This is a genomic window from Streptomyces sp. NPDC045021 (assembly GCF_056432645.1).
On the sequence record NZ_JBWKIQ010000002.1, the window covers coordinates 788,359 to 812,248 of the forward strand.

Sequence of the window (23,890 nt, forward strand, 5' to 3'; positions counted from 1 at the left end):
TTGCGCCTGCGGCGGGCTTTCCCCACCCACCTTCGGCCGGGGGTTCCCGCACCACTGCCGTCACGAATGCACGTCACAGACACCACCCGCGCGCCCGCAGGCCGGCTGTGCCGGAACCACAACCCGCGCGCTAAGCCAGCAGCTCGTCCGCGTCCATGATCCGGTACGCGTACCCCTGCTCGGCCAGGAACCGCTGGCGGTGCGCTGCGAAGTCCTGGTCGATCGTGTCCCGCGCCACCACCGAGTAGAACCGCGCCTCGTGCCCGTCCGCCTTCGGCCGCAGCACCCGCCCGAGCCGCTGTGCCTCCTCCTGGCGGGAGCCGAACGTGCCCGAGACCTGGATGGCGACCGTCGCCTCCGGCAGGTCGATCGAGAAGTTGGCGACCTTGGAGACCACCAGCACGCTGATCTCCCCCTGCCGGAACGCCTCAAAGAGCTTCTCGCGCTGGGCGTTCGACGTCTCGCCCTTGATCACCGGAGCGTCCAGATGCTCGCCCAGCTCGTCCAGCTGGTCGATGTACTGCCCGATCACCAGCGTCTGCTCGCCCGCGTGCTTCGCGACGAGCGCCTCCGTGACGCGCCGCTTCGACGCCGTCGTCGCGCAGTAGCGGTACTTCTCCTCCGGCTCGGCCGTCGCGTAGGCGAGCCGCTCCGTGTCGGTGAGGTTGACGCGGACCTCGACGCAGTCGGCCGGCGCGATGTAGCCCTGCGCCTCGATCTCCTTCCAGGGCGCGTCGAACCGCTTCGGCCCGATGAGGGAGAAGACGTCGGACTCGCGCCCGTCCTCCCGTACGAGGGTCGCCGTCAGGCCCAGCCGGCGCCGCGCCTGCAGGTCGGCGGTGAACTTGAAGACCGGCGCGGGCAGCAGGTGCACCTCGTCGTAGACGATCAGGCCCCAGTCGCGCGAGTCGAAGAGCTCCAGGTGCGCGTAGACGCCCTTCCGCTTGGTCGTCAGGACCTGGTAGGTGGCGATGGTGACCGGGCGGATCTCCTTGCGGGTGCCGCTGTACTCGCCGATCTCCTCCTCGGTGAGCGAGGTCCGCTTGATCAGCTCGTGCTTCCACTGCCGGGCGGAGACGGTGTTGGTGACGAGGATCAGCGTCGTCGCCTTGGCGGTCGCCATGGCACCGGCCCCGACCAGCGTCTTGCCCGCCCCACAGGGCAGCACCACGACGCCGGAGCCGCCGTGCCAGAAGCCCTCGACGGCCTGCTGCTGGTACGGGCGCAGCGCCCAGCCGTCCTCCTTGAGCTCGATCGGGTGCGCCTCGCCGTCGACGTACCCCGCGAGGTCCTCGGCGGGCCAGCCCAGCTTCAGCAGCGTCTGCTTGATCTGGCCGCGCTCCGACGGGTGCACCACGACGGTGTCCGGGTCGAGCCGGGCGCCGACCAGCGGCTGGACCTTCTTCGAGCGGAGGATCTCCTCCAGCACCGGCCGGTCGGTGCTGGTCAGGATCAGCCCGTGGACGGGGTGCTTGCTGAGGGTGAGGCGGCCGTAGCGGTCCATCGTCTCGGCGACGTCGACGAGCAGCGCGTGCGGTACGGGGTAGCGGGAGAACGCGACGAGCGCGTCCACGACCTGCTCGGCGTCGTGCCCGGCGGCCCGCGCGTTCCACAGGCCGAGGGGGGTCAGCCGGTAGGTGTGGATGTGCTCGGGGGCGCGCTCCAGCTCCGCGAACGGGGCGATGGCGCGACGGCACGCGTCCGCGCGCTCGTGGTCGACCTCGAGGAGCAGCGTCTTGTCGCTCTGGACGATGAGAGGCCCGTTGTTCAAGTGCCACACCCTTCGGTTCGTGATGGAGGCAAGCCTCCAGTGTCGCGCATCCCGGTCATCGGCAGTGGCGGGCGCTGCGTACGGCCGCGGGCAGGGGGTAGACGCCCCCTCGACCTGGATGGGGGGAACGCATGACTCGCACGGATCTGTTCCAGCCGGCCCGCAAGCGCCTGAAGGCGAAGCGCGCGCTCAAACCGCGTCCGAAGGCGGCTGGGGGCCGATGGAAGCCCACCTCGTGGAAGCCCGCGTCGTGGAAGCCCGTGGGGAAGACCACACGGAAGCCGGCCCGGAACCCCGCGCGGAAGCCGGCGTCGAAGGCCGTGCCGAAGGGGGTGGCGAAGCCGAGACCGGTCTCCCGTGATGATCGTGCCGAGCCCCGATCGTTCGCCGCCGGGCTGGTCCGCGCGCTGGTGATGGTGCTGGCCTTCGTCTTCATGGTCGGTTTCGCCGTGGTGCTGGCGAAGCTGACGCTCCAGCCGTCGCCCGCGTCGGTCAAGCTCATCCACACCAATCTGCGGCCGGGCGACTCCATCCGCCAGTACATCGACCAACCGGCGTTCCGCGACACGGTGAAGCAGATCGGCGGCAACCTGGTTCTCGGGGTGCCGTTCGGGATCCTGCTGCCGGTGCTGTTCCCGAAGACCCGCGGTCTGCTGCGGGTGGTCCTGGTGACCGCGCTGGTGATGGTGCTGGTCGAGGCGGCGCAGGGGGCGATCGTCGAGGGCCGGGCCTTCGACATCGACGACGTCATCCTCAACACCACCGGCGCGCTGATCGGCTATCTGCTGCTCGGCCGGCGCCTGGGCCGGGCCCTGCACCCGCGCCGCCACCACTGGTGGCAGCGGCGGTCGGACAACGGTGAGGATGGTGCCCGGCGCCCGCGCAAGCGCGAGAACGCCTGAACGCCTGAACGCGCTGCGTCGCCGTCTTCAGGCCGGGTCGTCGGCCAGCTCCGAGACGCCGGTGATGCGGTGCAGCGCGAACGTGCGCACCTCGTCGGCGGTGTGGTCGTAGGCGGTGACGAAACCGCCCTCGACGCGCACCGGGCCGATGACGCGCTGGCTCGCGGCGCCGTCCGCGTTCACGTAACCGATCCAGAGCGAGTCGCCGGTCAGTACGGCGGCCTGCATCGTGGCGAGGGTCTCCGCGGCGGCCGTACGGGGCAGCCCGCCACTGGCCGAGGGGGCCGGGACGCTCTCGCGGTGCACGGCCGTCGAGGCCCGGTCGCCGGCCCTGATCGCCTTGACCGCGGCGCCGAGCAGCGTGCCGTCCGGGACCGGCGGTCCGTCGGTGACCGGGGTGGGCGCGGCCCGCCGCGGGGTGCGGACGGCGTCGGCGCGGGTGATGACGACATCGCCGTCGGCGGACTCGGCGGCCGGCGCGAAACCCATCGCGCGCAGCCGCTCCAGCAGGGTCTCCGGCGCGCTCTGCGCCGCGAGCACGGTCGGCGCGAGGCGCCGCAGGCCGAGGCCGGAGGCCCGGCGGTCCGCCAGCAGCTCGCTGAGCAGCGCGTCGTCGTCGCACCGCAGATACGCGGAGGCCGCGCCGACGCGCAGCCGGCCGTGCCGGCGGGCCACATCGTCGATCAGATAGCTGAGCGGCTGCGGTACGGATGTCCGCGAGTGCTCGGCGAGGAAAGCGTGCAGGTCGGCGGCGGTACGTCCGGCGTCGAGCGCCCGGCGTACGGACTCCGGGGTGAACCGGTACACCGTCGCCCCGCCCTTGGACTCGATGTCGGCCAGCACGCCGATCATCTCCGCGAGCGGTGCCTCCAGCGGGCCCGGCGCCACCGCGGTGAGGTCCGCCTGCAGCAGCACGTGGTTGAGCGGCTGCGGGAGGAGCGGCGCGAGGCGGCTCGCGGCGGCCGTGGCCGCCGCCGCGGCTTCGGCGGGGGTGCTGACGGGGCGGGATTGATCCGCGGGCGGCGTGGTCGTGGTCGCGGACGTGCGGCGGCGCGGCACCGCCGGGGCCGGCCCGAGCAGGGCGCGGGCGTGTCCGGCCAGTGCGCCGCGGCCGGTCAGGCCGAGAAGCTCGGCCTCGCTGACCGTCCAGCGCAGCAGCTCCGCGCGCAGCGCGTCCGTCCCCGAGCCGCCGCGCAGCGGCCGGTCCCAGCGCAGCCGATCGAGCAGCTCCGCCGGGGCGGCGGAGGCTCCCTCGGGGAGCGCGGCGAGCAGCTCCAGAACGCGCCGCCGCACCTCGGGCGCGAGGGAGCGGTCCAGTTCGGGGCCGAGCGCGGACAGCGCGCGGCCCTTGCTGTCACGGCTGCCGACCAGGCCCGCAGTGCGGGTGGCGGAGAGCCAGGCCGCGGCGAGCGCCGTCCACCGCTCCTGCGCGGGCAGCCGCAGCCAGTCGTCCGACGCGGGCGTCGGCGCGTACGCCTCGTCCAGCTCGCCGTCGGAGGCCAGCAGCCCCGCCGCGTACGCCAGTTCCAGCCAGAACGCGGCCATCGTCTCGGACACGTCCAGCGTCGTCGCGACCCGTTTCAGGTCGCGGACGCTGACGCCGCCGGCCCGCATCACCGGCGGGCCGCCGGTCTCCCACGCCTTGAGCAGCTCCTCGACGGTGCGGACGGCGTTGAACGCCTGGCCGGCGGCGGTGCCGTCCACAGCCTGTGGAGAGTGTTCGACCGGCGTGACGGCCGGCGCCGCCGGCTCGACGGTGCGGTGCGCGCGGCCCGCCCGCAGATGCAGGGCCGCTTCGCGGGGGAGCACGACGTTGTGCTGCCCGGCGGGCAGCAGCAGGCCCCGGGCCAGCAACCACTGCACGGGCGTGGACGCGGTGGCGGCCCGCACCGGCGCGATGGCGTCGCCGACCTCGCCGTACGGCGGGCCCCACGCCAGCTTGCCGAGCGCGCCGGTGGCGCCGTCCGGCGCCGCCGCCAGCAGCTTCTTCATCCGCTTGCGGTCGCTGAACAGATCGGCCAGGGCCGCTACCGCGCTCATCGGGTCGTGGGTCGCGGGCAGCCCCACGTCGGCGAGGATCTCCTGCAGCCGGGCCGGCGACATCCCGGCCGTCGCCTCCGCGACGGACGGGCCCAGACCGGTGGGCGACGGTACGGACGCCGACGGGGCGAGCAGGTCGCGCGCGGTGCGCACCAGCCGCAGCCGGTCCTCGCCGCCCCACACCAGCCCCTGGGCGCGCAGGCTCTCCACGGCGTGCGGGAGCGCCGCGTCGGTCGCCTTGTCGGCGGCGTCGCCCGTCATCAGGGCCCGCAGGACGGCGTAGGCGCCGCCGTCGGGCATGACGGCGAGGGCTTCGGCGGTCTGCAGCGTGAAGCGGTCGAGCCGCTCCAGGGCCCGGACGACGGAGGCGCGGGTCGCCGCGCGTGTCGCGAGCTGCGTCAGGTCGTTCGGAACCGGACTGAGCAGGTCCGGGCGGGCACGGAGCAGCGCGGCCAGCGCTTCGTCGCCGCGGGCCCGCAGATCCTCTGCCAGCGTGCGGGGTGCGGTCATCCGTCTCACATTACCGGTCCCCTTGATGGCGCGGTGGGGGGTGCGGGGGCCGGGCCCTCCGGTGGGGGGTTCGAAATCGACTATTTAGGGCCTGGCGGCCCACAAATAGCTCGGCAGCATTTCGAACCCCCCACCTGCGGCCCCGTCCCCCTCCCGTCACAGCCGGCCGGGGAGGGCGCGGGAGATTGCCCACCCGCCGTAGGCGCAGGGGCGGCGGGGGCCGACGTACCCGCACCCACGCCGCAGGCGCACCCCGCCGGTGGGCGAAAGGGCGGGAGGGTGGGGAAGGCCCGCCGCAGGCGCAAGCGCGCGGGCCGTCGTACCCGCATCGCTCGCCCGCCGCAGGCGCACCCCGCCGGTAGGTGAAAGGGCGGGAGGGTGGGGGAAAGCCCGCCGTAGGCGCAACGGTGGCGCGGGCGCTGACGTACCCGCACCCCCGCCCCGGAGGCGACCGGCGCGCGGGGGCGACCCGCGCCCCCCGCCGGAGGCGTTCGTCTCCCCCCAGTGGGAGACGTCGCGGTACCTTCAACGGAGCGGTCGAGCAAGCGGTTTGGGCGGGTGGGGTGGATGGGCGTCGAGAGCGATCAGCTCGTGTTCGACTACTTGAGCCGGGTCGGTGACCTGGCGCAGACGACGCTGCCCGCGGCCCAACGGATGCGGCTCGTCGCACAGTTGCGCAAGGACATCGACCGCGAGCGGGTCAGTGGTTCGGGGGCCGGGGCCGGGGACAGTCCGGCGGCGGTGCGGCGGATTCTGGGGCGGCTCGGGTCGCCGGACGAGGTCGTGGAGGCCGCGGCCGGCAGGCCGCAGGTGCCGTCGGAGCGGACGCCGTCGTTCCGGAAGGTTCCGCAGCAGCGGGAGGACTCCCAGGGGGAGCCCGACTGGTGGCGGGTCGGACCGGAGACCGGGCCGGGGGACGAGTTGACGGGGCTGCCCGGGATGACGGGCGGGGTGCACTTCGACTTCGACCTCGACGAGGAGGACGAAGAGGAGGAGCCGGAGCCGGAGGCGCTGGAGGAGGAAGCGCCGGAGGAGGAGGTCGACGAGGTCGCGCCGCGCCGGCGGTTGCTGCGGCGGCGCCGGATCCGGGTGGCGCGGGAGCCGCTGGGGCGGGCCAGTCCGTTGCTGCTGGTGGCCGGGGCCCTGCTGGTCGCGGGTGCGGTGATGGGCTCGTGGATTCCGCTGGGGCTGGGCTGGCTGGTCGTGTACTTCTCGCGCCGGCTGTCGCAGAACGAGGCGAAGTTCGCGGTGTTCGGCATTCCCGGCATGTCGGCGGGGGGTCTGCTCGTCTGGCTGTGGGGGCGGACCGCGGGGAAGTGGGGCGAGCCGGTCCCGCAGGGAACGATGGGGCAGGCGCTGCGGGACGGGCTTCCGGTGGTGGTCAGAGTGGCCGCTGTCAGCTCCGCGCTGTACGTGTTCTGGCGGAGCCGGCGGGTCTGACCGTCAGGTGATCCGCCGTCGCCGTCCTCCCCGGGCGCCACGGCGCGCCCGGCACGACCAGCGGATCCCCGGTGACCGGGTCCGGTACGACGACCGATTCCAGCCCGAACACCTCGCGCACCAGCTCCGCGGTGACCACGTCGCCCGGAGCGCCCTGCGCCACGATGCGGCCGGACTTCATGGCGATGAGGTGGTCGGCGTACCGGACCCGGCCCAGCCGTACGCCGAGGGCGGTCGCGGTGTCGTCGTCGAAGGCGACGGTGCGCTGCGCGCGGGCCGCCCAGACCACGAACGGCAGCAGGAGCAGCATGACGAGCGCGAGCGGCCCGGCCTGTTCGTAGCCGCGGCCGTTGAGCGAGCCGGTCAGCCAGACCTTGGCCTGCTGGGCGACGAGGTAGTCGCCCTTGGTGAGGAAGAGCTGGGTCAGCGAGGACAGCGCGACGGAGAAGCCGATGCCGATGAGGACGAAACGCGAGGCGTGCAGGCCCTTGCGCCAGGCGAAGACGTAGACGAGGGCGGCGGCGCCGAGGCCGCCCGCGATCGCGACGTACGGCAGGGCGGTGTACGAGGTCAGACCGAACGTCATGGCGGCGACGGTCACCGCGCCCGCGCCGTGTGTCACGCCGATGACGTCGGGGCTGGCGAGCGGATTGCGGGCGACGGTCTGCACCAGCGCCCCGGCCACCCCGAAGGCCGCGCCGACCAGCAGTCCGAGGACCAGCCGCGGCATGCGCAGCTCCCCGACGACGAGTTCGTCGGGGCTGGGCCGGCCGAGGACGACCTTGACGACCTCGGCGGGGGAGACGAAGGACTCGCCGACGCAGAGGTAGCCGACGCAGGCCGCCGCGAGCAGCACGGCCAGGACGGTCGCGACGGCGGCGGCTGCCGGCGACCGCGAGTGCGATGCCGATCATGATGCCGATGACCGTGCGCGGCACCCGCATGCTCGTGACGACCTGCGCGTTGTCGCTCGTTCCGCCGTGCAGCAGGGCGTCGATCACCTGGCCGGGCGGGATCTGCCGGCTGCCGACGGCCAGGCTGAGCACCACCGCGACCAGCAGCAGCACCACGGCCGCGGCGGTCCGGCCGAGGCGGCGCCTGGTGAGCATGTCAGGGTCGTCCATCCATCGGCTGCGGGTGGGCGGTACATCGGTAAGCTTAGGCTTCGCTAAGTGTGCGGACCGGGTGGGGTGAGAATGGCGGGTATGACTACCGCTGCGAACGTTCCCGGTATGCCGCCGCTCACGGTCGGCTTCGATCTCGACATGACCCTCATCGACTCCCGGCCGGGGATCGAAGCCGCCCTCGACCGGCTGTCGGTGGAGACCGGTGTCTTCATCGACTCGCAGCTGGCCGTCACCCGTCTCGGGCCGCCGCTCGACGAGGAACTCGCCCACTGGTTCCCGGCCGACGCCATCGCGGAGACCGCGGACCGTTTCCGCGCGATCTACCCGGCGTACGCGATCGTGCCGACGCCCGCGCTGCCCGGTGCCCGCGAGTCCGTCGACGCCGTGCGCGCCTCGGGCGGCCGGGCGGTCGTCGTCACCGCGAAGTACGAGCCCAACGCCAAGCTGCACCTCGCGCACCTGGGCATCGAGGCCGAGGTGCGCGGCTGGCTGTGGGCCGAGGCCAAGGCGGAGGCGCTGCTCGAATACGGTGCCTCGGTCTATGTGGGCGATCACACGGGCGATGTGCGCGGCGCCCGCGTCGCGGGCGCGCTCTCCGTGGCCGTCGCCACCGGGCCGTGCGACGCGGCGGAGCTGCGGGCGGCCGGCGCGGATGTGGTGCTGGAGAGCCTGGCCGAGTTCCCCGCCTGGTTCGCCGGCTACGCGCCCGCGGCCGCCTGACCCTCCTGGGCCCGGCGCTTCTGCGCGAGAGCGGAGCGCAGCAGCCCGCCGAGCGCCAGCGCCAGACCGACGCCCATCAGCATCGACACGAAGTACGCGGGCGTCGGCAGCGGGTCGGTGCCGAGGAACAGCGGAACCATGGTGGCCAGCGTGCTCACGGCGCCCACGAAGAAGACGATCGCGCCGACGCGCACGAGGACGTCGCCCGCCCCGCGGGTTTCGGACGTTGCGGGGGTCGTCCCCCGGGAGTGAGGTGTGTTGGTCACCCGACCAGGGTAGATCGGGTCCAGAGAGATGGGGGACCACGGCGTCTTGTCACGGGCCATCGGGCCAATAGGCTGGTAGCACGAGCAGGTCCGGTCAGGACGGGCCTGCCGCACTGCTATCCAGGGCCCTTTCGGGGGCTTTACGAGCGATGAGGACGAGGTCGGACGTGCCTACCGGCAAGGTCAAGTGGTTCAACAGCGAGAAGGGCTTCGGCTTCCTCTCCCGCGATGACGGCGGCGACGTCTTCGTGCACTCGTCGGTGCTGCCCGACGGGGTGGCCGCGCTCAAGCCCGGCCAGCGTGTTGAGTTCGGAGTCGTGAACGGTCAGCGCGGTGAACAGGCGCTCTCCGTCACACTCCTCGAACCCGCACCGTCCGTCGCGGCCGCGCAGCGCCGCAAGCCGGACGAACTGCTGCCCATCGTCCAGGACCTCACCACGCTCCTGGAGGAAGTGGCGCGCTCGCTGCAGCGCGGCCGGTACCCGGAGAAGACCCACGGCCACAAGATCGCGGGCGTGCTGCGCGCGGTGGCCGACCAGTTGGACGTCTAAGGATCGCAACGGAGTTCCGGAAACGTCTGCCGTTCAGAACGGCAGAACGGCAGAAGGTCAGAACGTCAGCGCGTCGGGGCCGAGGGGCGGGACCAGCCCCTCGGCCGCCGCGCGGGTGAGCAGCCCGCGCACGGCCGCGTAACCGTCCTCGCCCAGGTCGGCCGTGAACTCGTTCACATAGAGCCCGATGTGCTGGTCGGCGACGGCCGGATCCATCTCCTGCGAGTGCGCCAGCACGTACCCGCGCGAGGCCGCCGGATCGTCCCACGCCATCCGCACCGACGTACGGATCGCGTCCGCCAGCGCGCGCAGTTTCTCCGCGCCCAACGACCGCTTGGCGATGATCGCGCCCAGCGGGATCGGCAGGCCGGTCGTGTCCTCCCAGTGCTCGCCCATGTCGGCGAGCTTGTGCAGGCCGTACTGCTGGTAGGTGAAGCGCGCCTCGTGGATGACCAGCCCCGCGTCGACCCGGCCGTCCCGCACCGCCGGCATGATCTCGTGGAACGGCATGACCACGACCTTCCCGATGGTGCCCGGCACTTCGGCCGCCGCCCACAGCCGGAACAGCAGGTACGCCGTCGAGCGCTCGCTCGGCACCGCGACGGTCTTCCCGGTCAGGCTCATGGGTTCGCGGGTCAGCACCAGCGGGCCGCAGCCGCGGCCCAGGGCGCCGCCGCACGGCAGCAGCGCGTACTCGTCCAGCACCCACGGCAGCACGGCGTACGACACCTTCAGCAGGTCGTACTCGCACTCCGCGCCCCGCTCGGCCAGGGTGTTGGTGATGTCGATGTCCGCGAACGTGACGTCCAGGGCGGGCGCGCCCGGCACCAGGCCGTGCGCCCACGCGTGGAACACGAAGGTGTCGTTAGGGCAGGGCGAATACGCGATCTTCATGTCAGGTCCCCAGGTCCTCACCATCGAGCGCCGCCGGGAGTTTCCCGAAAGCCCCGGTCAGCGCGGCGAGCGCTTCCCCGATCCGCCAGGCCGCGCGGTCGCGCGGGCCCACCGGATTGGACACCGTACGGATCTCCAGCACCGGTACGTGGTGCGCCGCCGCGGCCTCCGCGACACCGAACCCCTCCATCGCCTCGACGACGGCACCGGGATGGCGGTCCGCCAACTCGGCGGCCCGCGCGGCGCTTCCGGTCACCGTGGACACCGTCAGGACCGGCCCGTGGACCGCGCCCAGCGCCCGTGCCACGGCCGCGCTCAGCGCGGCGGGCGGCCGGTGCTCGCTCACTCCGAAGCCCAGTTCCGCGACGGGCAGGAAACTGTCGGGCGTCTGCGCGCCCAGGTCGGCCGCCACGATCGTCCGCGCGACGGCCACCGACCCCAGGGGGGCGGCGGGCTGGAAGCCGCCGCCGATCCCGGCGGAGACCACCAGGTCGTACGGGGACTCCGCGCGGGCCAGCGCCGTGGCCGTGCCGGCCGCCGCGGCGGCCGGGCCGACCCCGGCGGCGATCACGTCGCAGTGCACCGCGGGGTGCGCGGCCGCGCGCAGTCCGGCGGTCACGGCATCCCGTTCGGCCGCCACCGCGGTCACCACCAGCAGGCGCATCTCCGCGGACCCGCTATGCGGCCTTCTCCAGCTTGAACTGCCAGACACCGAAGACGTTGTCGGCGGTGGCGTCGGCGCTGCCGACGATGTTCAGCGTGGCGTTCTTCAGCGGCATCGAGCTGCCGGTCTGCGGGTCGCTGACCGTGAAGATCCCGGCGGACTCGGTGAGCGTCCAGTACGTCTCGTCCTTCAGGACGTCCGTCTTCTGGTTGACGCCCGAGGCGATCAGCCAGCCCTTCTCGCCGATGGACGGGTCGACGCCGACCCGGATCTTCTCACCCGGCTTGACCTTGATCGTGTGCTTGGGGGTGGCGCTCAGGCACGCGATGAAGATCGCGCTCGGCAGCTTCTTGCCCTTGGCGTAGCACTTGTCAGTGGCCTCGGTGGTCACGGTCTTGGTGCCCACGGTCACGGTTGCCAGCGGGGTCGGCTTCTCACAAGCGGTGAGGAGGACCAGCCCGAGGGACACGGCACCGAGGGCGGCGGCAGCGCGGCGAATGCTCATGGAGGTGAGGCTACCGGGCGGTTGCCTTCACGCCGCGCGGGGGTACGGCGTGGCGTCACGTGCACCGTCGCGCCACGCGCGGGCTGGCGTCCTGCGGCGTCACGCCACGCGCGGGCGGGCCGTTCCGCGCCGGGCCGCGCCCATCAGCCCCCGGACCGACAGGACGAAGCCCACCAGCACCAGGCCGGCCCCCACCGCCATCCCCAGCGAGCCGATCAGCGGCAGCACTATCCCCAGCCCGCCGCCGACCACCCACGACAGTTGCAGGGCGGTCTCCGAACGGGCGAACGCCGACGTCCGAACCTCTTCGGGGACGTCGCGCTGGATGAGCGCGTCCAGCGACAGCTTGCCCAGCGCCTGGGCGATACCGGCCACCGCCGCCACCGCCGCGACCGTCACCGTGCTGTACATGAGCGCGGCGACCGTCGTCGCCGCGACCGCGCCGATCAGCGCCATCGCGATGATGACCTCCGGGCCGCGGGACTTCAGCCACGCCCCGAGCGCGGTCCCCAGCGCGTTGCCGGCGCCCGCCGCGACCGCCACCATGCCCAGCGAGAACGCCGGGGTCAGCCCGCCGAACGGGTGCTCGCGCAGCAGGAACGCCAGGAACATCGTGAGGAAGCCGGACAGCGCGCGCAGCCCGGAGTTCGCCTGCAGCGCGTGCAGCACCGACGATCCGACGCCCAGCAGCCCCGGCTTCCGCCCGCGCACTCCGTCGCCCGGCAGGCCGCTCCCGGGCGTGTCGATCCCGTCGCCCGCACCGCCCTCGTCGGCGGCCCGCGGCTCGGCGAAGCGCGCCTTCGCCTCGCCCTTCGCCGAGTCCACCTTGTGCGGCAGCGACATCGACAGCAGCGCCCCGCCCGCGAACACCACGAACGCCCCGTACAGCGGCCACTGCGGCCCGATCATGTGCAGCCCGGCACCGATCGGCGCCGCGATCGCCGTCGCCAGCAGCCCGGCCAGCGTGACGCGGGAATTCGCCTTCACCAGCGTGGTCCGTCCGGGCAGAAGCCGCGGCACGACGGCGCTGCGCACCACGCCGTACGCCTTCGACGCCACCAGCACGCCCAGCGCCGCCGGGTACAGGCCGAGACCCGCCGTCGTCACCACCGACGCCATCGTCCAGGCCAGCACCGCCCGCGCCAGCATCGCCATCGCCATGGCGGCCCGGCGGCCGTGCGTCATCCGGTCCAGCAGCGGGCCGATGACCGGCGCCAGCAACGCGAATGGCGCCATGGTGACCAGAAGATAGAGAGCCACCCGGCCGCGCGCCTCGCCGGTCGGTACCGAAAAGAACACAGTGCTGGCGAGAGCGATCGTGATCAACATGTCGCCCGCAGAATTCACCGCGTGCAGTTCGATGAGTTTCGCGAGTCCGGACTCGCCCGCCCCGTGGGCGTGCGTGGACCGCCGAATGCGGCGGCGCACGGCCCCACCGGACCGCCGCGCCGCGCTCACCAGGGCGCGTCCCGCCCTGCGAAGGGGCCCCGGGCCGGACGTCACTACGCTTGCCACGAAGGCCATCCTGCCCCAAATGAGCTGCCTGTCACCCCCTCCTTTGCGCACGCGGTGCGCACGGGTAGCGTGCGATCGCGCAGAATGGGTGGCAACAGGTGCGCCCGAGGACGTTCGGGTAGGGAAAGAAGCGTCGACGCGGTCCACAGGTCCGCTCCGTTCCGGCCCCCGCCCGCCTCCGGCGGCGCACACGTGAGACGGCGTAACGGAGAGAATCGATTCTTGTGAGTGCTGCGATGCGAAGCCGTACCCCAGACCGCCTGTGCGCCGAGGCAGTCGATGTCGCGCTGGCTGTGACCGAGCAGGCCGCCGGGCCGCAATCGGTCGGCGAGCATCTTGGCGTCGTCGCCGAGGGCGACCGCGTCGTCACTCACTATTTCGCCTGCAAGGAACCCGCGTACCACGGGTGGCGCTGGGCCACCACGCTGACGCGGGCCTCGCGCGCCAAGAACATCACGATCGACGAGACCGTGCTGCTGCCCGGTGACGACTCGATCCTGGCCCCCGAGTGGGTGCCGTGGAGCGAGCGGCTGCGGCCGGGTGACATGGGGCCCGGGGACCTGCTCCCGACCGAGTCCGACGACCTCCGCCTCGAACCCGGGTGGAGCGGCGAGGACGCGCCGCTGCCGAACTCGGTGGTCTCGGAGGAGCTGGCCGACGTCGTCGAGGCCGAGGACGCGGAGCTGTCCGGCCCTGCGGCCGCGCTTCCCGCGATCGGCAGCATCGGCGCGATCGCCGGGGAAATCGGCATGGGCCGGCGCCGGGTCCTCTCGCGCTACGGCCTGCACGCCGCGGCCGACCGCTGGGAGGAGGAGTTCGGCCCCAAGACGCCGATGGCGCAGGCGGCCCCGGCCAACTGCCTCAGCTGCGGCTTCTTCGTCCCGATCGCGGGCTCGCTGCGTCAGGCCTTCGGTATCTGCGGGAACGAGTTCTCGCCGGCGGACGGGCGTGTCGTGTCGCTCGGATACGGCTGCGGGGGCCATTCGGAGGCAGCGGTGATGCCGAAGCCGCCGGTGCCGGCGCCGATGACTCTCGACGAGATCAATGAGGTCGATCCGCTGGTGTTGCATCCGGACCGGCATGGGTCGGTGGAGGAGTCGACGCCGGCGGAGGAGCTGGGTCACTCCTAGCGGTTGGGTTGGTGGGTCCGGGGGCCGGGTCCTCCGGTGGGGGGTTCGAAATCGACTATTTAGGGCCTGGCGGCCCACAAATAGCTCGGCAGCATTTCGAACCCCCCACCTGCGGCCCCGTCCCCCTCCCGTCCAAGCCACCGGGGGGTGGCGGGCGGAATCTCCCACACGCAGGAGTCGACACCGCTCCTCCGGCAGTTCCGCACCCTGCGGGAGGTGCAATGGCGGGCCGGATGCCGACGCTGGTCCCGCTGGCTGCGGGCAAAAGGGCGGGTGGGTGGGGGAAAGCCCGCCGCAGGCGCAACGGTGCTGTGGGCGCCGCTGTACCCGCACCCCTGCTGGCTGGCGTCGCGGGCGCCGGCTCGGTGCACCCCTGCCGGCAGGCGAAAAGGGCGGGTGGGTGGGGAAGAGCCCGCCGCAGGCGCAACGGCGCTGCGGGCGCTGATGTACCCGCACCCCCGCCGCCGGCGTGACGGCGCCGCGGGCGTCGACGTACCCGCACCCCCGCCGCAGGCGCAGCGGATCTCCGGGCACCCGCCCGTCTGGACCCCGCCGGCAGGCGAAAAGGGCGGGCGGGTGGGGAAGAGCCCGCCGCAGGCGTGATGGCGCTGCGGGCGCCCGCGTACCCGCACCCCCGCCGGAGATGGCGCGGCTCGCCGCAGGCGTGACGGCGTCGCGGGCGCTGACGTTCCGCACCCCGCCGGCAGGCGCTGACGTACCCGCCAGGCCCGCCGGAGGCGCATGTAGCGATACCTTCCACGGGCAGGGGATTACGCGAGGCGAGGAGACACCGACGTGAGCGGCGCAGCGGCGGTACGGGAATCCGGTGGGGCAGCGGCGGCGGACGCGTTCGGGACGGGGCGGCTGCGCCGCGGAGTGCTGGATGCGTGGGCGGCGTCGGCGGCGCGGTTCAGGGAGGACGCGAACGCCGAGGAGGATCTGGCGCTCGGCGGCTACCGGGACCGGCTCGTCGTCGAGCTGGCGCAGAACGCGGCGGACGCGGCGGTGCGGGCCGGGGTGCCCGGCAGGTTGCGGCTGACGCTGCACGCGGCGCAGGGCGACAGCCCCGCCGTGCTGGCGGCGGCGAACACCGGGGCGCCGCTGGACGCGGCGGGCGTGGAGTCGCTGTCGACGCTGCGGGCGTCGGCGAAGCGGGAGGACACGGAGGCCACCGTCGGCCGGTTCGGCGTGGGGTTCGCGTCGGTGCTGGCGGTGAGTGACGAGCCGGCGGTGGTCGGGCGCGCCGGGGGCGTGCGGTGGTCGTTGGCGGAGGCCAGGGCGCTGGCTGCGCAGACGCCGGGGCTCGCGGACGAGCTGCGGCGCAGGGACGGGCATGTGCCGCTGCTGCGGCTGCCGTTCCCGGCCGAGGGCTCGGCGCCGGCCGGGTACGACACGGTCGTGGTGCTGCCGCTGCGGGACGGGGCCGCGGAGGATCTGGCGGCTCGTCTGCTCGCGGGGATCGACGACGCGCTGCTGCTGACGCTGCCGGCGCTGGCCGAGGTCGTGATCGACACGCCGGACGGCGTCCGGACGTTGACGCAGCGTCAGGACGCCGGGACGGTCCTGGTGGAGGACAGCGCGGCGGGTGCCGCGACCCGGTGGCGGGTGGCCGCGGCGGCGGGCCCGCTGGCGGCGGGGCTGCTGGCGGACCGGCCGGTCGAGGAGCGGTTGCGGCCGGTGTGGTCGGTGACCTGGGCGGTGCCGGTGGACGGGGACGGTTCGCCGGGCCGGCCGCGTACGGCGGGCGTGGTGCACGCCCCGACGCCGACGGACGAGCCGCTGGGGCTGCCCGCGCTGCTGATCGCGTCGTTCCCGATGGATCCCAGCCGACGGCACGCGGCGCCGGGGCCGCTGACGGACTTCCTGGTCGCGCGGGCGGCCGAGACGTACGTGGGGCTGCTGCGCGACTGGCAGCCGGTCGGTGTGGGCATCGTGGACCTGGTGCCGGGGCCGCTGGGCAAGGGGGAGCTGGACGCGGAGCTGCGCCGGCAGGTGCTGGACGGCTTGCCCCGTACGGCGTTCCTGCCGCGGGCGGTGGCGGTGCCGAAGAGCGGCGACGTGCCCGAGGTGGCTGAGGGCCGCTGGGACGGCGGTGTCGGCGGCCCGGTGGTCGAGGGCGAGGCGCTGCGGCCGGTGGACGCCGAGGTGGTGGAGGGTGCGCAGGCGGACGCCGTCAGCGTGCTCGCCGAGGTGTTTCCGACGCTGCTGCCGGCGAGTCTCGAACGCCGCCCGGAGCTGCGCGCGCTGGGCGTGACGCGGTTGTCGCTGGCCGACGCCATCGACCGGTTGGCGGGCGCCGAGCGCCCGGCGGCGTGGTGGCACAGGCTGTACGACACGCTGGCCGGGACGGATCCGGACCGGCTGACGGGCCTGCCGGTGCCGCTGGCGGACGGCCGCACGGTCGTCGGTCCGCGCCATGTGCTGCTGCCGCTGCCCGACGGCGAGGTGGACCTCGCGCCGCTGGCGAGGCTGGGGCTGAAGGTGGCCGATCCCGAGGCGGTGCACCCGCTGCTGGAGAAGCTGGGCGCGCTGTCCGCGACGCCGAACGCCGTGCTGACGACCCCGCAGGTGCGGGCGGCCGTCGCGGGGTCGCTGGATTCGGGTGAGATGTGGGACGAGGACGGCCTGGACGCTGACGAGCTGGCGGAGGTCGTGCTCGGGCTGGTGAAGGCGGCGGGTCTCGCGCCGGGCGACGAGCCGTGGCTCGGGGCGCTGGCGCTGCCCGACGACGAGGGCGAGCTGGCTCCGGCGGGCGAGCTGGTGCTGCCGGGCAGCGCGCTGGAGCAGGTCCTGCGGGAGGGCGAACTCGCCCCGGTGGACCAGGAGCTGGCCGACCGTTGGGGCGATCAGCCGCTGACGGCCGTGGGTGTGCTGGCGACGTTCGCGCTGGTGCGGGCGGCGGACGTGGTGCTGGATCCGGACGAGCTGGAGCCCCGCGAGAGCGACTGGGCCGAGCCGGACGACGTCGGTCTGCTGGACGCCGTCGACGTGTGGTGCGAGGACGTGCTCGACCGGCTGCCGGAGACGGATGTCCCGCCGGTCGCCACCGAGATCGTGGCGGTCCGGGACCTGGACCTGGTCGACGACGACGCCTGGCCGCAGGCGCTGGCGATGCTGTCCAGGCCGCCGCTGCGGGACGCGATCACCGCGCCCGTGCGGGTGTTGCTGCCGGACGGTACGACCGAGTCGGTGCGCGCGTACTCGGCCTGGTGGCTGCGCGACCACCCGGTGCTGGACGGCCGCCGCCCGGTCGGGCTGCGGGCCGCCGGTGGCGATCCGCTGCTGGCGGGGTTGTACGACGAGGCCGACGTCGATGTGGACGAGCAGGTGCTGCGCGCGCTGGGCGTCCGTACGACGGTGTCCGCCCTGCTCGACGAGCCGGGCGGCGGCGCCGAGCTGCTGGCGCGGCTGGCCGACCCGGACCGGCCGGTGACCTCGGCGCAGCTGGTGCGGCTGTACGCGGCGCTGGCCGCGCTCGACCCGGAGCAGGTGACGCTGCCGGACGAGCTGCGGGCCGTCGTCGACGGTGAGGTGCGCGTCGTGGACGCGGGTGACGCGCTGGTCGCGGACGCCCCGGACCTGCTGCCGCTGGCCGCCGGACAGCCGTTGCTGCCGGTGCCGCCGTACCGGGCGGGTGATCTGGCGGAGCTGTTCCAGGTCCGCCGGCTGAGCGAGGCGTACGACGCGCAGGTGGTCTCCGAGGGGGAGATCCACGAGGTTCCGGCGGCGGTGCACGAGCTGCTGCCGACGGCTCCCCGGTCGTATGTCGAGCACGAGGAGCTCGTGGTGACGGGCGGCACGGAGCTGGACTGGCGCTACGTGGACGGTGTTCTGCACGCCGCGACCGTGGAAGGGGTCGCGGCCGGGCTGGCGTGGGCCGCGGGGCACTGGCAGCGCCGCTTCGAGCTCGCGGCGCTGCTGGAGGACTCGTCCCGCACGGAGGAGCTGGCCCGTGCCCGCTGGTTCGACTGAGCCCGGCCAAGTGCTGGGCCGGGCCCCGGGGTTCAGGGGCCTGAGCTGAGTCTGGCTGCCTGGCTGCGGCCCACTTCGGTGGCGCGGGCCAGGAAATCGGCGATGACGTCGAGGTCGTGGTCGCTGTAACTGTCGAGGACCGCGATGAAGGCATCGCCGGGCTCGTCCCAGGCCTCCTCGACCCTCGTGAGCGCCTCCGGCGCGAGGGCGACCAGCGCGCGCCTGCGGTCGCCGGGGTCGGCGGTCCTGACGACGAGTCCGGCCTTCTCCAGGCGGTCGACGAGCCGGGTCGCGGAGCCGGCCGTGAGGCCGGTCAGTTTGGCGATCCGTCCGGTGCTGAGCGGTGCCGGCTCCATGCCGAGCAGGCCCAGGCACTGAAGGTCGGTGGGGTGCAGGCCGAGGTGGTCGGCCATGGCCTGGTTGAAGACCGTCCAGGCGGCGTAGTGGCGCTGGCTCTCGTCGGCGATCCGGGCGAGCAGTTCTTTTCGGCTTGACATCGGGTCCTTCTTGCTCCAGATTTATGTGCGTGACGCAATATGTGTGCGACGCAAGCTAGTCGCCACGGTTGCATCCTACGCGGCCGAGACCGCGCCCTTCTCTCCGAAAGACCAGGTCTCATGTCCACACTCACACTTCCCCCAGCCACGGCCGCCGAGGCCGCCTCCCCGAACCGGCGGTGGGCCGTCCTCGCCGTCATCCTCATCGCCGACGTCCTCGACCTCCTGGACGCGACGATCACCAACATCGCCGCACCCACCATCAGCAAGGACCTGAACGGTGGCGCCGCCCTCGTCCAGTGGCTCGGCGCCGCCTACGCCCTCGCGCTCGGTGTCCTCCTCGTCGTCGGCGGACGCCTCGGCGACAAGTACGGCCGCCGCCGCGTCTTCCTCGTCGGCCTCACCGGCTTCACCGTCGCCTCCGTCGCCTGCGGACTGTCCTTCAGCCCCGCCTCGATCATCGTCGCCCGCCTCGTCCAGGGTGCCTTCGGCGCCCTGCTGATCCCGCAGGGCTTCGGCATCCTCGGTGCCGTCTTCCCGCGTGACCAGATCGGCAAGGCGTTCAGCTTCTTCGCTCCGACGCTCGGCATCTCCGCCGTCGGCGGCCCGATCCTCGCCGGCTTCCTCATCGACGCCGACCTCTTCGGCGCCGGCTGGCGCTCCATGTTCCTCATCAACATCGTCCTCGGCGGCATCGCGATCGCCGCCGCCGTCCGCCTGCTGCCGAAGGACACCGGCGACGCCACCACCTCCGTCGACGGCATCGGCTCCGGCCTGCTCGCCGGCACCATGCTCGGGCTGCTGTACGGCCTGATCGAGGGCTCCTCCAACGGCTGGACCGCCGTCCCGTTCGCCTCCCTCGCCGCCGGCCTCGTCTTCTTCGGCCTGTTCTGCCACCGCCAGCGCACCGCCACCAGCCCGCTCATCCAGCCGTCGCTGCTCAAGAACCGCGGCTTCACCTCCGGCCTCATCCTCGGCATCGTCTTCTTCGCCGCCAACGCCGGACTGCTGTTCGTCCTCTCGCTCTTCCTGCAGAGCGGTCTGGGCTACACCCCGATGCGCGCCGCGCTCGGCCTCGCCCCCGTCGCCGCCGGCATCGTCGTCGCCTCCATCGCCTGCTACCAGCTCGTCGGCAAGCTCGGACGCAACCTCGTCCTCATCGGCCTGCTGATCACCCTGATCGGTACCGGCTGGCTGCTCGCCCTCGTCCACGCCCACGGCACCGACCTCGGCGCCTGGGCGCTCCTCACCCCGGTCCTGATCATCGGTCTCGGCATGGGCACCTGCTTCGGCACCATCTACGACGTCACCATCGGTGACATCGACCCCAGGGAAGCCGGCAGCGCCAGCGGCTCCCTCAGCGCCGTCCAGCAGCTCGCCAACGCCATCGGCGCCGCCGTCGTCACCACGGTCTACTTCAAGACCCTCGCCTCCGACGACGAGGCCCACGCCATGACCTACAGCCTGATCGTCGTCGCCTGCGTCGCGCTCCTCAGCACCGGCCTCGTGTGGCTCATGCCGCGCAACGCCCAGCCCGACGACCACCACTGACACCACGTCACAGAATCCTTATGCGCGACCGAGCATGATCGAGCTCGACCCCTTTGAGGGTGCCCGCAGCGGGGCGCCCCGACCCGGAAGGACCACCGACATGACCATCCTCGTCACCGGCAGCCGCGGACGCGTCGGCACGACACTCATCGGCCTCCTGCACGAACAGGGCCACACAGTGCGGGCCGCCTCGAACGAACCCGGTGAACTCGCCCTGCCCGACGGCGTATCCGGCGTCAAGCTGAACCTCGCGGAACCACATACGTTCCCCGGCGCCCTGGCCGGCGCCGAATACGTCTTCCTGTACGCCAACTCCTCGCACATCGAGGAGTTCATCAAGGCCGCCATCGATGCCGGGGTGCAGCACGTGGTGCTGCTCTCCTCGTCCTCCGTGCTCGGCCCCGACGCGAAGAACGACGCCATCGCCCGCCAGCACCTGGAGGTCGAGGAGGCGCTCACGTCCTCCGCCCTCCCGTGCACGTTCCTGCGGCCCGGTGCCTTCGCGAGCAACACCCTCTACTGGTCCTGGCCGTTGAAGACCACCGGTCGGATCAGCCTGCCGTACCCCGGCGCGCACAATGACGCCATCCACGAGTCGGACATCGCCGAGGCCGCGGTCGCCGTCCTGAAGGACCCCGCGCTGCGCGGTGGCGCCCACACCCTGACCGGCAGCGCATCCATCACCTTCGCCGAGCAGATCGACGTGCTCGCCCGCGCCACCGGCAAGCCCCTCGCGTTCAACGCCGTCACTCCCGACGCCTGGAAGGCGGAGATGGCGGAGTACGTGCCCGCCGCCTACGCCGACAGCCTGCTCGCCTACTGGCGGTCCAACGACGGCAAGCCCGTCGACCTCACCCGCGATGTCGAGGAGCTGACCGGGCACCCGGCCCGCACCTTCGCGGTGTGGGCCGCCGAGAACGCCGCCGAGTTCGTGAAGTAACCGCGGCCGCCCGGTGGGTCGGGGTCCCGGTGGGTCGTCAGTCGCTGTCGTGGACCCGGAGCGTTCGCCAGACCAGTTCCAGAACGAGCCCGGCCGCGATGGCGACCCCCACCGCCACCCACGGACCCTCCGTGCCCACCAGTTTGAGCGCGAAGAACTTCTGCAGCCACGGCGTGACCAGCACGATCAGGAAGCCCGCCCCCATCGCCAGCACCAGGCAGACCCGCCACAGCGTGTAGGGGCGGGCCACGATCGCCAGCACCCAGACGGAGATCAGGAACAGGGTGAGGGTCGCGTTGCTGGTCTCGGCGTCCAGCGCCCCGTCGCCGCTGTAGTGGTGGCGGGCCAGCAGGTACTCGCCGAACGTCGCCACCGCGCAGATGACGCCCGCGGGCGCCGAGTACCGCATGACCCGCCGTACGAAGTGCGGCTTGGCCCGCTCCTTGTTGGGGGCGAGCGCGAGGAAGAAGGCCGGGACGCCGATGGTCAGGGTGGACAGCAGCGTCAGATGGCGGGGCAGGAACGGATACGGCACCTGCCAGAAGACGACCAGCAGCGCGAGCAGCACCGAGTAGACGGTCTTGGTGAGGAAGAGCGTCGCCACCCGGGTGATGTTCCCGATGACGCGGCGGCCCTCGGCGACCACCGAGGGCAGCGTGGCGAAGCTGTTGTTGAGCAGCACGATCTGCGCGACGGCCCGGGTCGCCTCGGAGCCGGAGCCCATGGAGACGCCGATGTCGGCGTCCTTCAGGGCGAGTACGTCATTGACGCCGTCGCCGGTCATCGCGACGTTGTGGCCCCGGGACTGGAGTGCGGCGACCATGTCGCGCTTCTGCTGCGGGGTGACCCGGCCGAAGACCGCGCCGTTCTCCAGGACCTCCGCCATCGCGTCCCGGTCGGTGGGCAGTTGCCGGGCGTCGACGGGGTGCTCCGCGCCCGGCAGCCCGAGCTTTCCGGCGACCGCGCCGACCGAGACCGCGTTGTCGCCGGAGATGACCTTGGCGTGGACGCCCTGTTCCGCGAAGTACCGCAGGGTGTCGCCGGCGTCGGGGCGCAGCCGCTGTTCGAGGACGACCAGCGCCTGCGGGACGACATCGGCCGCGACGGACGGATCGTCGAGCTCGCGGCCGGTGCGCGCGAGCAGCAGCACCCGCAGACCCTGGTTGTTGAGTTCGTCGATGTCGGCGAGGGCGGTGTGGCCGGCGGGCAGCAGGACGTCGGGTGCGCCGAGCAGCCAGGTGCTGCTGTCGCCGTCGGGCTCGTTGAAGGCGGCGCCGCTGTACTTGCGCGCGGAGGAGAAGGGCAGCGATTCGGTGCAGCGCCAACCGTCGCCCCCGACCTCACCGTTGTCACTGCTGCCGTTGCCGGCGCCATTGCGGGCGCCTTTGCTGCCGATGGCGGCCGGGTAGGCGGCGACGATCGCCTGGAGGCTGGCGTTGGGCCGCGGGTCGGAGGCGCCGAGCGCGCCGAGCACCTGCTGGACGTAGGGCTCGGTGGCGCCGTCGAGCATCCGCAGCCCGCTGACGTCCATCCCGCCCTCGGTGAGGGTGCCGGTCTTGTCGAGGCAGACGACATCGACGCGCGCCAGGCCCTCGATGGCGGGGAGTTCCTGCACCAGACACTGCTTGCGGCCGAGCCGGATGACACCGATCGCGAAGGCGACGGAGGTGAGCAGCACCAGTCCCTCGGGGACCATGGGGACGATTCCGGCGACCGTACGGCGCACCGCCTCGCGCCAGTCGTGGTCCTGGAGCACGAGCTGGCTGATGATCAGGCCGATCGCGGTCGGGACCATCATCCACGTGACGTACTTGAGGATCTGGCTGATGCCGTTGCGCAGTTCGGAGTTGACGAGGGTGAAGCGGGACGCCTCCTCGGCGAGTTGCGCGGCGTAGGCCCCGCGGCCGACCTTGGTGGCGGTGAAGGCGCCGCCGCCCGCGACGACGAAGCTGCCGGACATGACGGGGTCGCCGGTCTTCTTCAGCACCGGGTCGGCCTCACCGGTGAGCAGCGATTCGTCGATCTCCAGCCCTTCGGCCTCGACGACCGCGCCGTCGACGACGGCCTTGTCGCCGGGGCCCAGCTCGATGAGGTCGCCGAGCACGATCGCCGAGGTGTGGATCTCAACGGCGGCGCCGTCGCGGCGCACGGTGGGTCTGGCCTCTCCGATGACGGCGAGGCTGTCGAGGGTCCGCTTGGCGCGCATCTCCTGGATGATGCCGATCGCCGTGTTGGCGACGATGACGAATCCGAAGAGGCCGTCCTGGATCGGGCCGACCACAAGGATGACCAGGAACAACACGCCGATGATGGCGTTGAACCGGGTGAAGACGTTGGCCTTGACGATCTCGCTGGTGGAGCGCGAGGACCGGACCGGTACGTCGTTCACCTCGCCCCGGGCGACCCGCTCGGCGACCTCACTGCTGGTCAGTCCGGCGTTCCGGGCGACGACCTGGGTGTCCGTGCGATCCGTCATGGCACCGACGCTACGTGTGCCGCGCCCGGTTCACCCGCCGGACGGAGCGTTCCGGGTGACCGATCGGGCGGTCTACGAGGTGAGGTTCGGCCGACCTACCGGCCGACCTACCGGCCGACCTACCGGCTGTTCTACCGGCTGTTCTACCGGCCGTCCTGCCGGGCTTCCTTCTGCAGGGCTTCCCGCTGCAGGGCCGCATTGCGCCCCCGGACGTACCAGAGGCCGAAGAGGCCGAGCAGGGTGCCGCCGAGGCAGCTCCAGATCCACCAGGCGTGGCCGTGGTCGGCGTACCAGCTGTAGAAGGGGAGCTGGCCGAGGAAGAGCACGAACCAGACGATCGTGCCGACCATGACGGTCGCGATGTCGTTCGCTTCCAGCGGCTCGGGCGTCTCGTGCGTGGCTTTCCACTTGCTCATCCA

General features: G+C 72.8%; 19 protein-coding genes and 2 pseudogenes. 9 read left to right on the top strand and 12 right to left on the bottom strand.

The window, feature by feature from the left end:
- Nucleotides 1-130: 130 nt before the first annotated feature.
- The gene (locus AC07DC_RS10765) at nucleotides 131-1,771 is read right to left on the bottom strand and encodes a DNA repair helicase XPB (protein ID WP_478913853.1); all 1,641 of its coding nucleotides are present in this window, start codon (nucleotides 1,769-1,771) and stop codon (nucleotides 131-133) included.
- A 131-nt stretch (nucleotides 1,772-1,902) separates the two neighbouring features.
- Between AC07DC_RS10765 and AC07DC_RS10770 the strand changes: the two genes are divergently transcribed.
- Complete coding sequence (locus AC07DC_RS10770; RefSeq protein ID WP_478913855.1) at nucleotides 1,903-2,673, top strand: VanZ family protein; 771 nt, start codon at nucleotides 1,903-1,905, stop codon at nucleotides 2,671-2,673.
- 27 nt (nucleotides 2,674-2,700) lie between these two features.
- Here the strand turns inward: AC07DC_RS10770 and AC07DC_RS10775 are convergent, their stop codons facing one another.
- A complete protein-coding gene (locus tag AC07DC_RS10775; protein ID WP_478913856.1) occupies nucleotides 2,701-5,223 on the bottom strand; it encodes a helicase-associated domain-containing protein in 2,523 nt (840 codons plus the stop codon).
- 567 nt (nucleotides 5,224-5,790) lie between these two features.
- Between AC07DC_RS10775 and AC07DC_RS10780 the strand changes: the two genes are divergently transcribed.
- Nucleotides 5,791-6,663 (top strand): hypothetical protein, encoded by an 873-nt coding sequence (locus tag AC07DC_RS10780; RefSeq protein ID WP_478913858.1) that lies wholly within the window; start codon nucleotides 5,791-5,793, stop codon nucleotides 6,661-6,663.
- A 118-nt stretch (nucleotides 6,664-6,781) separates the two neighbouring features.
- On the opposite strand, the pseudogene AC07DC_RS10785 reads toward AC07DC_RS10780, so the two are convergent.
- Both AC07DC_RS10785 and AC07DC_RS10790 read right to left on the bottom strand, forming a co-directional pair.
- Nucleotides 6,782-7,546: pseudogene (locus tag AC07DC_RS10785) on the bottom strand (FecCD family ABC transporter permease); the annotation flags it as partial.
- Nucleotides 7,545-7,787, bottom strand: a pseudogene (locus tag AC07DC_RS10790) (iron chelate uptake ABC transporter family permease subunit); the annotation flags it as partial. The pseudogenes AC07DC_RS10790 and AC07DC_RS10785, both read right to left, overlap by 2 nt.
- An 81-nt stretch (nucleotides 7,788-7,868) precedes the next feature.
- On the opposite strand from AC07DC_RS10790, the gene AC07DC_RS10795 reads away from it, so the two are divergent.
- Nucleotides 7,869-8,510 carry an HAD family hydrolase gene (locus AC07DC_RS10795; RefSeq protein WP_478913860.1) on the top strand — a complete coding sequence of 214 codons (642 nt, stop codon included), beginning with the start codon at nucleotides 7,869-7,871 and terminating at the stop codon, nucleotides 8,508-8,510.
- On the opposite strand, the gene AC07DC_RS10800 is transcribed toward AC07DC_RS10795, so the two are convergent.
- Nucleotides 8,489-8,776, bottom strand: a complete 288-nt coding sequence (locus tag AC07DC_RS10800) for a hypothetical protein (RefSeq protein ID WP_478913861.1) — start codon at nucleotides 8,774-8,776, stop codon at nucleotides 8,489-8,491. The two genes, AC07DC_RS10795 and AC07DC_RS10800, sit on opposite strands and share 22 nt — an antisense overlap.
- 167 nt (nucleotides 8,777-8,943) lie before the next feature.
- Between AC07DC_RS10800 and AC07DC_RS10805 the strand changes: the two genes are divergently transcribed.
- Nucleotides 8,944-9,327, top strand: coding sequence for a cold-shock protein (locus tag AC07DC_RS10805; protein ID WP_138358916.1), 384 nt, complete (start codon nucleotides 8,944-8,946; stop codon nucleotides 9,325-9,327).
- Nucleotides 9,328-9,384: 57 nt separating this feature from the next.
- On the opposite strand, the gene AC07DC_RS10810 is transcribed toward AC07DC_RS10805, so the two are convergent.
- The 4 genes from AC07DC_RS10810 to AC07DC_RS10825 form a co-directional block, all read right to left on the bottom strand.
- Nucleotides 9,385-10,221: a 1,4-dihydroxy-6-naphthoate synthase gene (locus AC07DC_RS10810; RefSeq protein ID WP_478913863.1), complete on the bottom strand. Its 837-nt coding sequence runs from the start codon at nucleotides 10,219-10,221 to the stop codon at nucleotides 9,385-9,387.
- A gap of 1 nt (nucleotide 10,222) precedes the next feature.
- Nucleotides 10,223-10,885: a futalosine hydrolase gene (locus AC07DC_RS10815; protein WP_478913865.1), complete on the bottom strand. Its 663-nt coding sequence runs from the start codon at nucleotides 10,883-10,885 to the stop codon at nucleotides 10,223-10,225.
- A 13-nt stretch (nucleotides 10,886-10,898) separates the two neighbouring features.
- On the bottom strand, nucleotides 10,899-11,390 hold the full coding sequence (locus tag AC07DC_RS10820; RefSeq protein WP_478913867.1) for a hypothetical protein: 492 nt from the start codon (nucleotides 11,388-11,390) through the stop codon (nucleotides 10,899-10,901).
- Between the two features lie 99 nt (nucleotides 11,391-11,489).
- On the bottom strand, nucleotides 11,490-12,914 hold the full coding sequence (locus AC07DC_RS10825; RefSeq protein ID WP_478913869.1) for an MFS transporter: 1,425 nt from the start codon (nucleotides 12,912-12,914) through the stop codon (nucleotides 11,490-11,492).
- Between the two features lie 227 nt (nucleotides 12,915-13,141).
- Here AC07DC_RS10825 and AC07DC_RS10830 point away from each other — a divergent pair, with 227 nt between their 5' ends.
- From AC07DC_RS10830 to AC07DC_RS10840, 3 genes are all read left to right on the top strand, one after another.
- Nucleotides 13,142-14,035 carry a DUF3027 domain-containing protein gene (locus AC07DC_RS10830; protein ID WP_478913870.1) on the top strand — a complete coding sequence of 298 codons (894 nt, stop codon included), beginning with the start codon at nucleotides 13,142-13,144 and terminating at the stop codon, nucleotides 14,033-14,035.
- Nucleotides 14,036-14,431: 396 nt separating this feature from the next.
- On the top strand, nucleotides 14,432-14,638 hold the full coding sequence (locus AC07DC_RS10835; RefSeq protein WP_478913872.1) for a hypothetical protein: 207 nt from the start codon (nucleotides 14,432-14,434) through the stop codon (nucleotides 14,636-14,638).
- A 192-nt stretch (nucleotides 14,639-14,830) separates the two neighbouring features.
- Nucleotides 14,831-18,007 (top strand): sacsin N-terminal ATP-binding-like domain-containing protein, encoded by a 3,177-nt coding sequence (locus AC07DC_RS10840; protein WP_478913874.1) that lies wholly within the window; start codon nucleotides 14,831-14,833, stop codon nucleotides 18,005-18,007.
- A 32-nt stretch (nucleotides 18,008-18,039) separates the two neighbouring features.
- On the opposite strand, the gene AC07DC_RS10845 is transcribed toward AC07DC_RS10840, so the two are convergent.
- Nucleotides 18,040-18,504, bottom strand: a complete 465-nt coding sequence (locus AC07DC_RS10845; RefSeq protein WP_478913875.1) for a MarR family winged helix-turn-helix transcriptional regulator — start codon at nucleotides 18,502-18,504, stop codon at nucleotides 18,040-18,042.
- Between the two features lie 120 nt (nucleotides 18,505-18,624).
- Here AC07DC_RS10845 and AC07DC_RS10850 point away from each other — a divergent pair, with 120 nt between their 5' ends.
- Both AC07DC_RS10850 and AC07DC_RS10855 read left to right on the top strand, forming a co-directional pair.
- Entirely contained in the window at nucleotides 18,625-20,055 is a 1,431-nt protein-coding gene (locus AC07DC_RS10850) for an MFS transporter (protein WP_478913877.1), read from the top strand.
- 100 nt (nucleotides 20,056-20,155) lie between these two features.
- Nucleotides 20,156-20,995, top strand: a complete 840-nt coding sequence (locus tag AC07DC_RS10855) for an NmrA family NAD(P)-binding protein (protein WP_478913879.1) — start codon at nucleotides 20,156-20,158, stop codon at nucleotides 20,993-20,995.
- Nucleotides 20,996-21,032: 37 nt separating this feature from the next.
- On the opposite strand, the gene AC07DC_RS10860 is transcribed toward AC07DC_RS10855, so the two are convergent.
- Together AC07DC_RS10860 and AC07DC_RS10865 are read right to left on the bottom strand one after the other, a co-directional pair.
- Nucleotides 21,033-23,471 (bottom strand): cation-translocating P-type ATPase, encoded by a 2,439-nt coding sequence (locus AC07DC_RS10860; RefSeq protein ID WP_478913880.1) that lies wholly within the window; start codon nucleotides 23,469-23,471, stop codon nucleotides 21,033-21,035.
- 143 nt (nucleotides 23,472-23,614) lie between these two features.
- Nucleotides 23,615-23,887: a DUF2530 domain-containing protein gene (locus tag AC07DC_RS10865; RefSeq protein WP_478913882.1), complete on the bottom strand. Its 273-nt coding sequence runs from the start codon at nucleotides 23,885-23,887 to the stop codon at nucleotides 23,615-23,617.
- Nucleotides 23,888-23,890 lie beyond the last annotated feature (3 nt).

Bases quoted from the DNA above. Each gene is read 5' to 3' on its own strand.
- AC07DC_RS10820 (WP_478913867.1), bottom strand. From the start codon at position 11,390: ATGAGCATTCGCCGCGCTGCCGCCGCCCTCGGTGCCGTGTCCCTCGGG.
- AC07DC_RS10855 (WP_478913879.1), top strand. From the start codon at position 20,156: ATGACCATCCTCGTCACCGGCAGCCGCGGACGCGTCGGCACGACACTC.
- AC07DC_RS10850 (WP_478913877.1), top strand. From the start codon at position 18,625: ATGTCCACACTCACACTTCCCCCAGCCACGGCCGCCGAGGCCGCCTCC.
- AC07DC_RS10865 (WP_478913882.1), bottom strand. From the start codon at position 23,887: ATGAGCAAGTGGAAAGCCACGCACGAGACGCCCGAGCCGCTGGAAGCG.
- AC07DC_RS10810 (WP_478913863.1), bottom strand. From the start codon at position 10,221: ATGAAGATCGCGTATTCGCCCTGCCCTAACGACACCTTCGTGTTCCAC.
- AC07DC_RS10815 (WP_478913865.1), bottom strand. From the start codon at position 10,885: ATGCGCCTGCTGGTGGTGACCGCGGTGGCGGCCGAACGGGATGCCGTG.
- AC07DC_RS10775 (WP_478913856.1), bottom strand. From the start codon at position 5,223: ATGACCGCACCCCGCACGCTGGCAGAGGATCTGCGGGCCCGCGGCGAC.
- AC07DC_RS10780 (WP_478913858.1), top strand. From the start codon at position 5,791: ATGGGCGTCGAGAGCGATCAGCTCGTGTTCGACTACTTGAGCCGGGTC.
- AC07DC_RS10795 (WP_478913860.1), top strand. From the start codon at position 7,869: ATGACTACCGCTGCGAACGTTCCCGGTATGCCGCCGCTCACGGTCGGC.
- AC07DC_RS10830 (WP_478913870.1), top strand. From the start codon at position 13,142: ATGCGAAGCCGTACCCCAGACCGCCTGTGCGCCGAGGCAGTCGATGTC.
- AC07DC_RS10860 (WP_478913880.1), bottom strand. From the start codon at position 23,471: ATGACGGATCGCACGGACACCCAGGTCGTCGCCCGGAACGCCGGACTG.
- AC07DC_RS10825 (WP_478913869.1), bottom strand. From the start codon at position 12,914: ATGGCCTTCGTGGCAAGCGTAGTGACGTCCGGCCCGGGGCCCCTTCGC.
- AC07DC_RS10845 (WP_478913875.1), bottom strand. From the start codon at position 18,504: ATGTCAAGCCGAAAAGAACTGCTCGCCCGGATCGCCGACGAGAGCCAG.
- AC07DC_RS10770 (WP_478913855.1), top strand. From the start codon at position 1,903: ATGACTCGCACGGATCTGTTCCAGCCGGCCCGCAAGCGCCTGAAGGCG.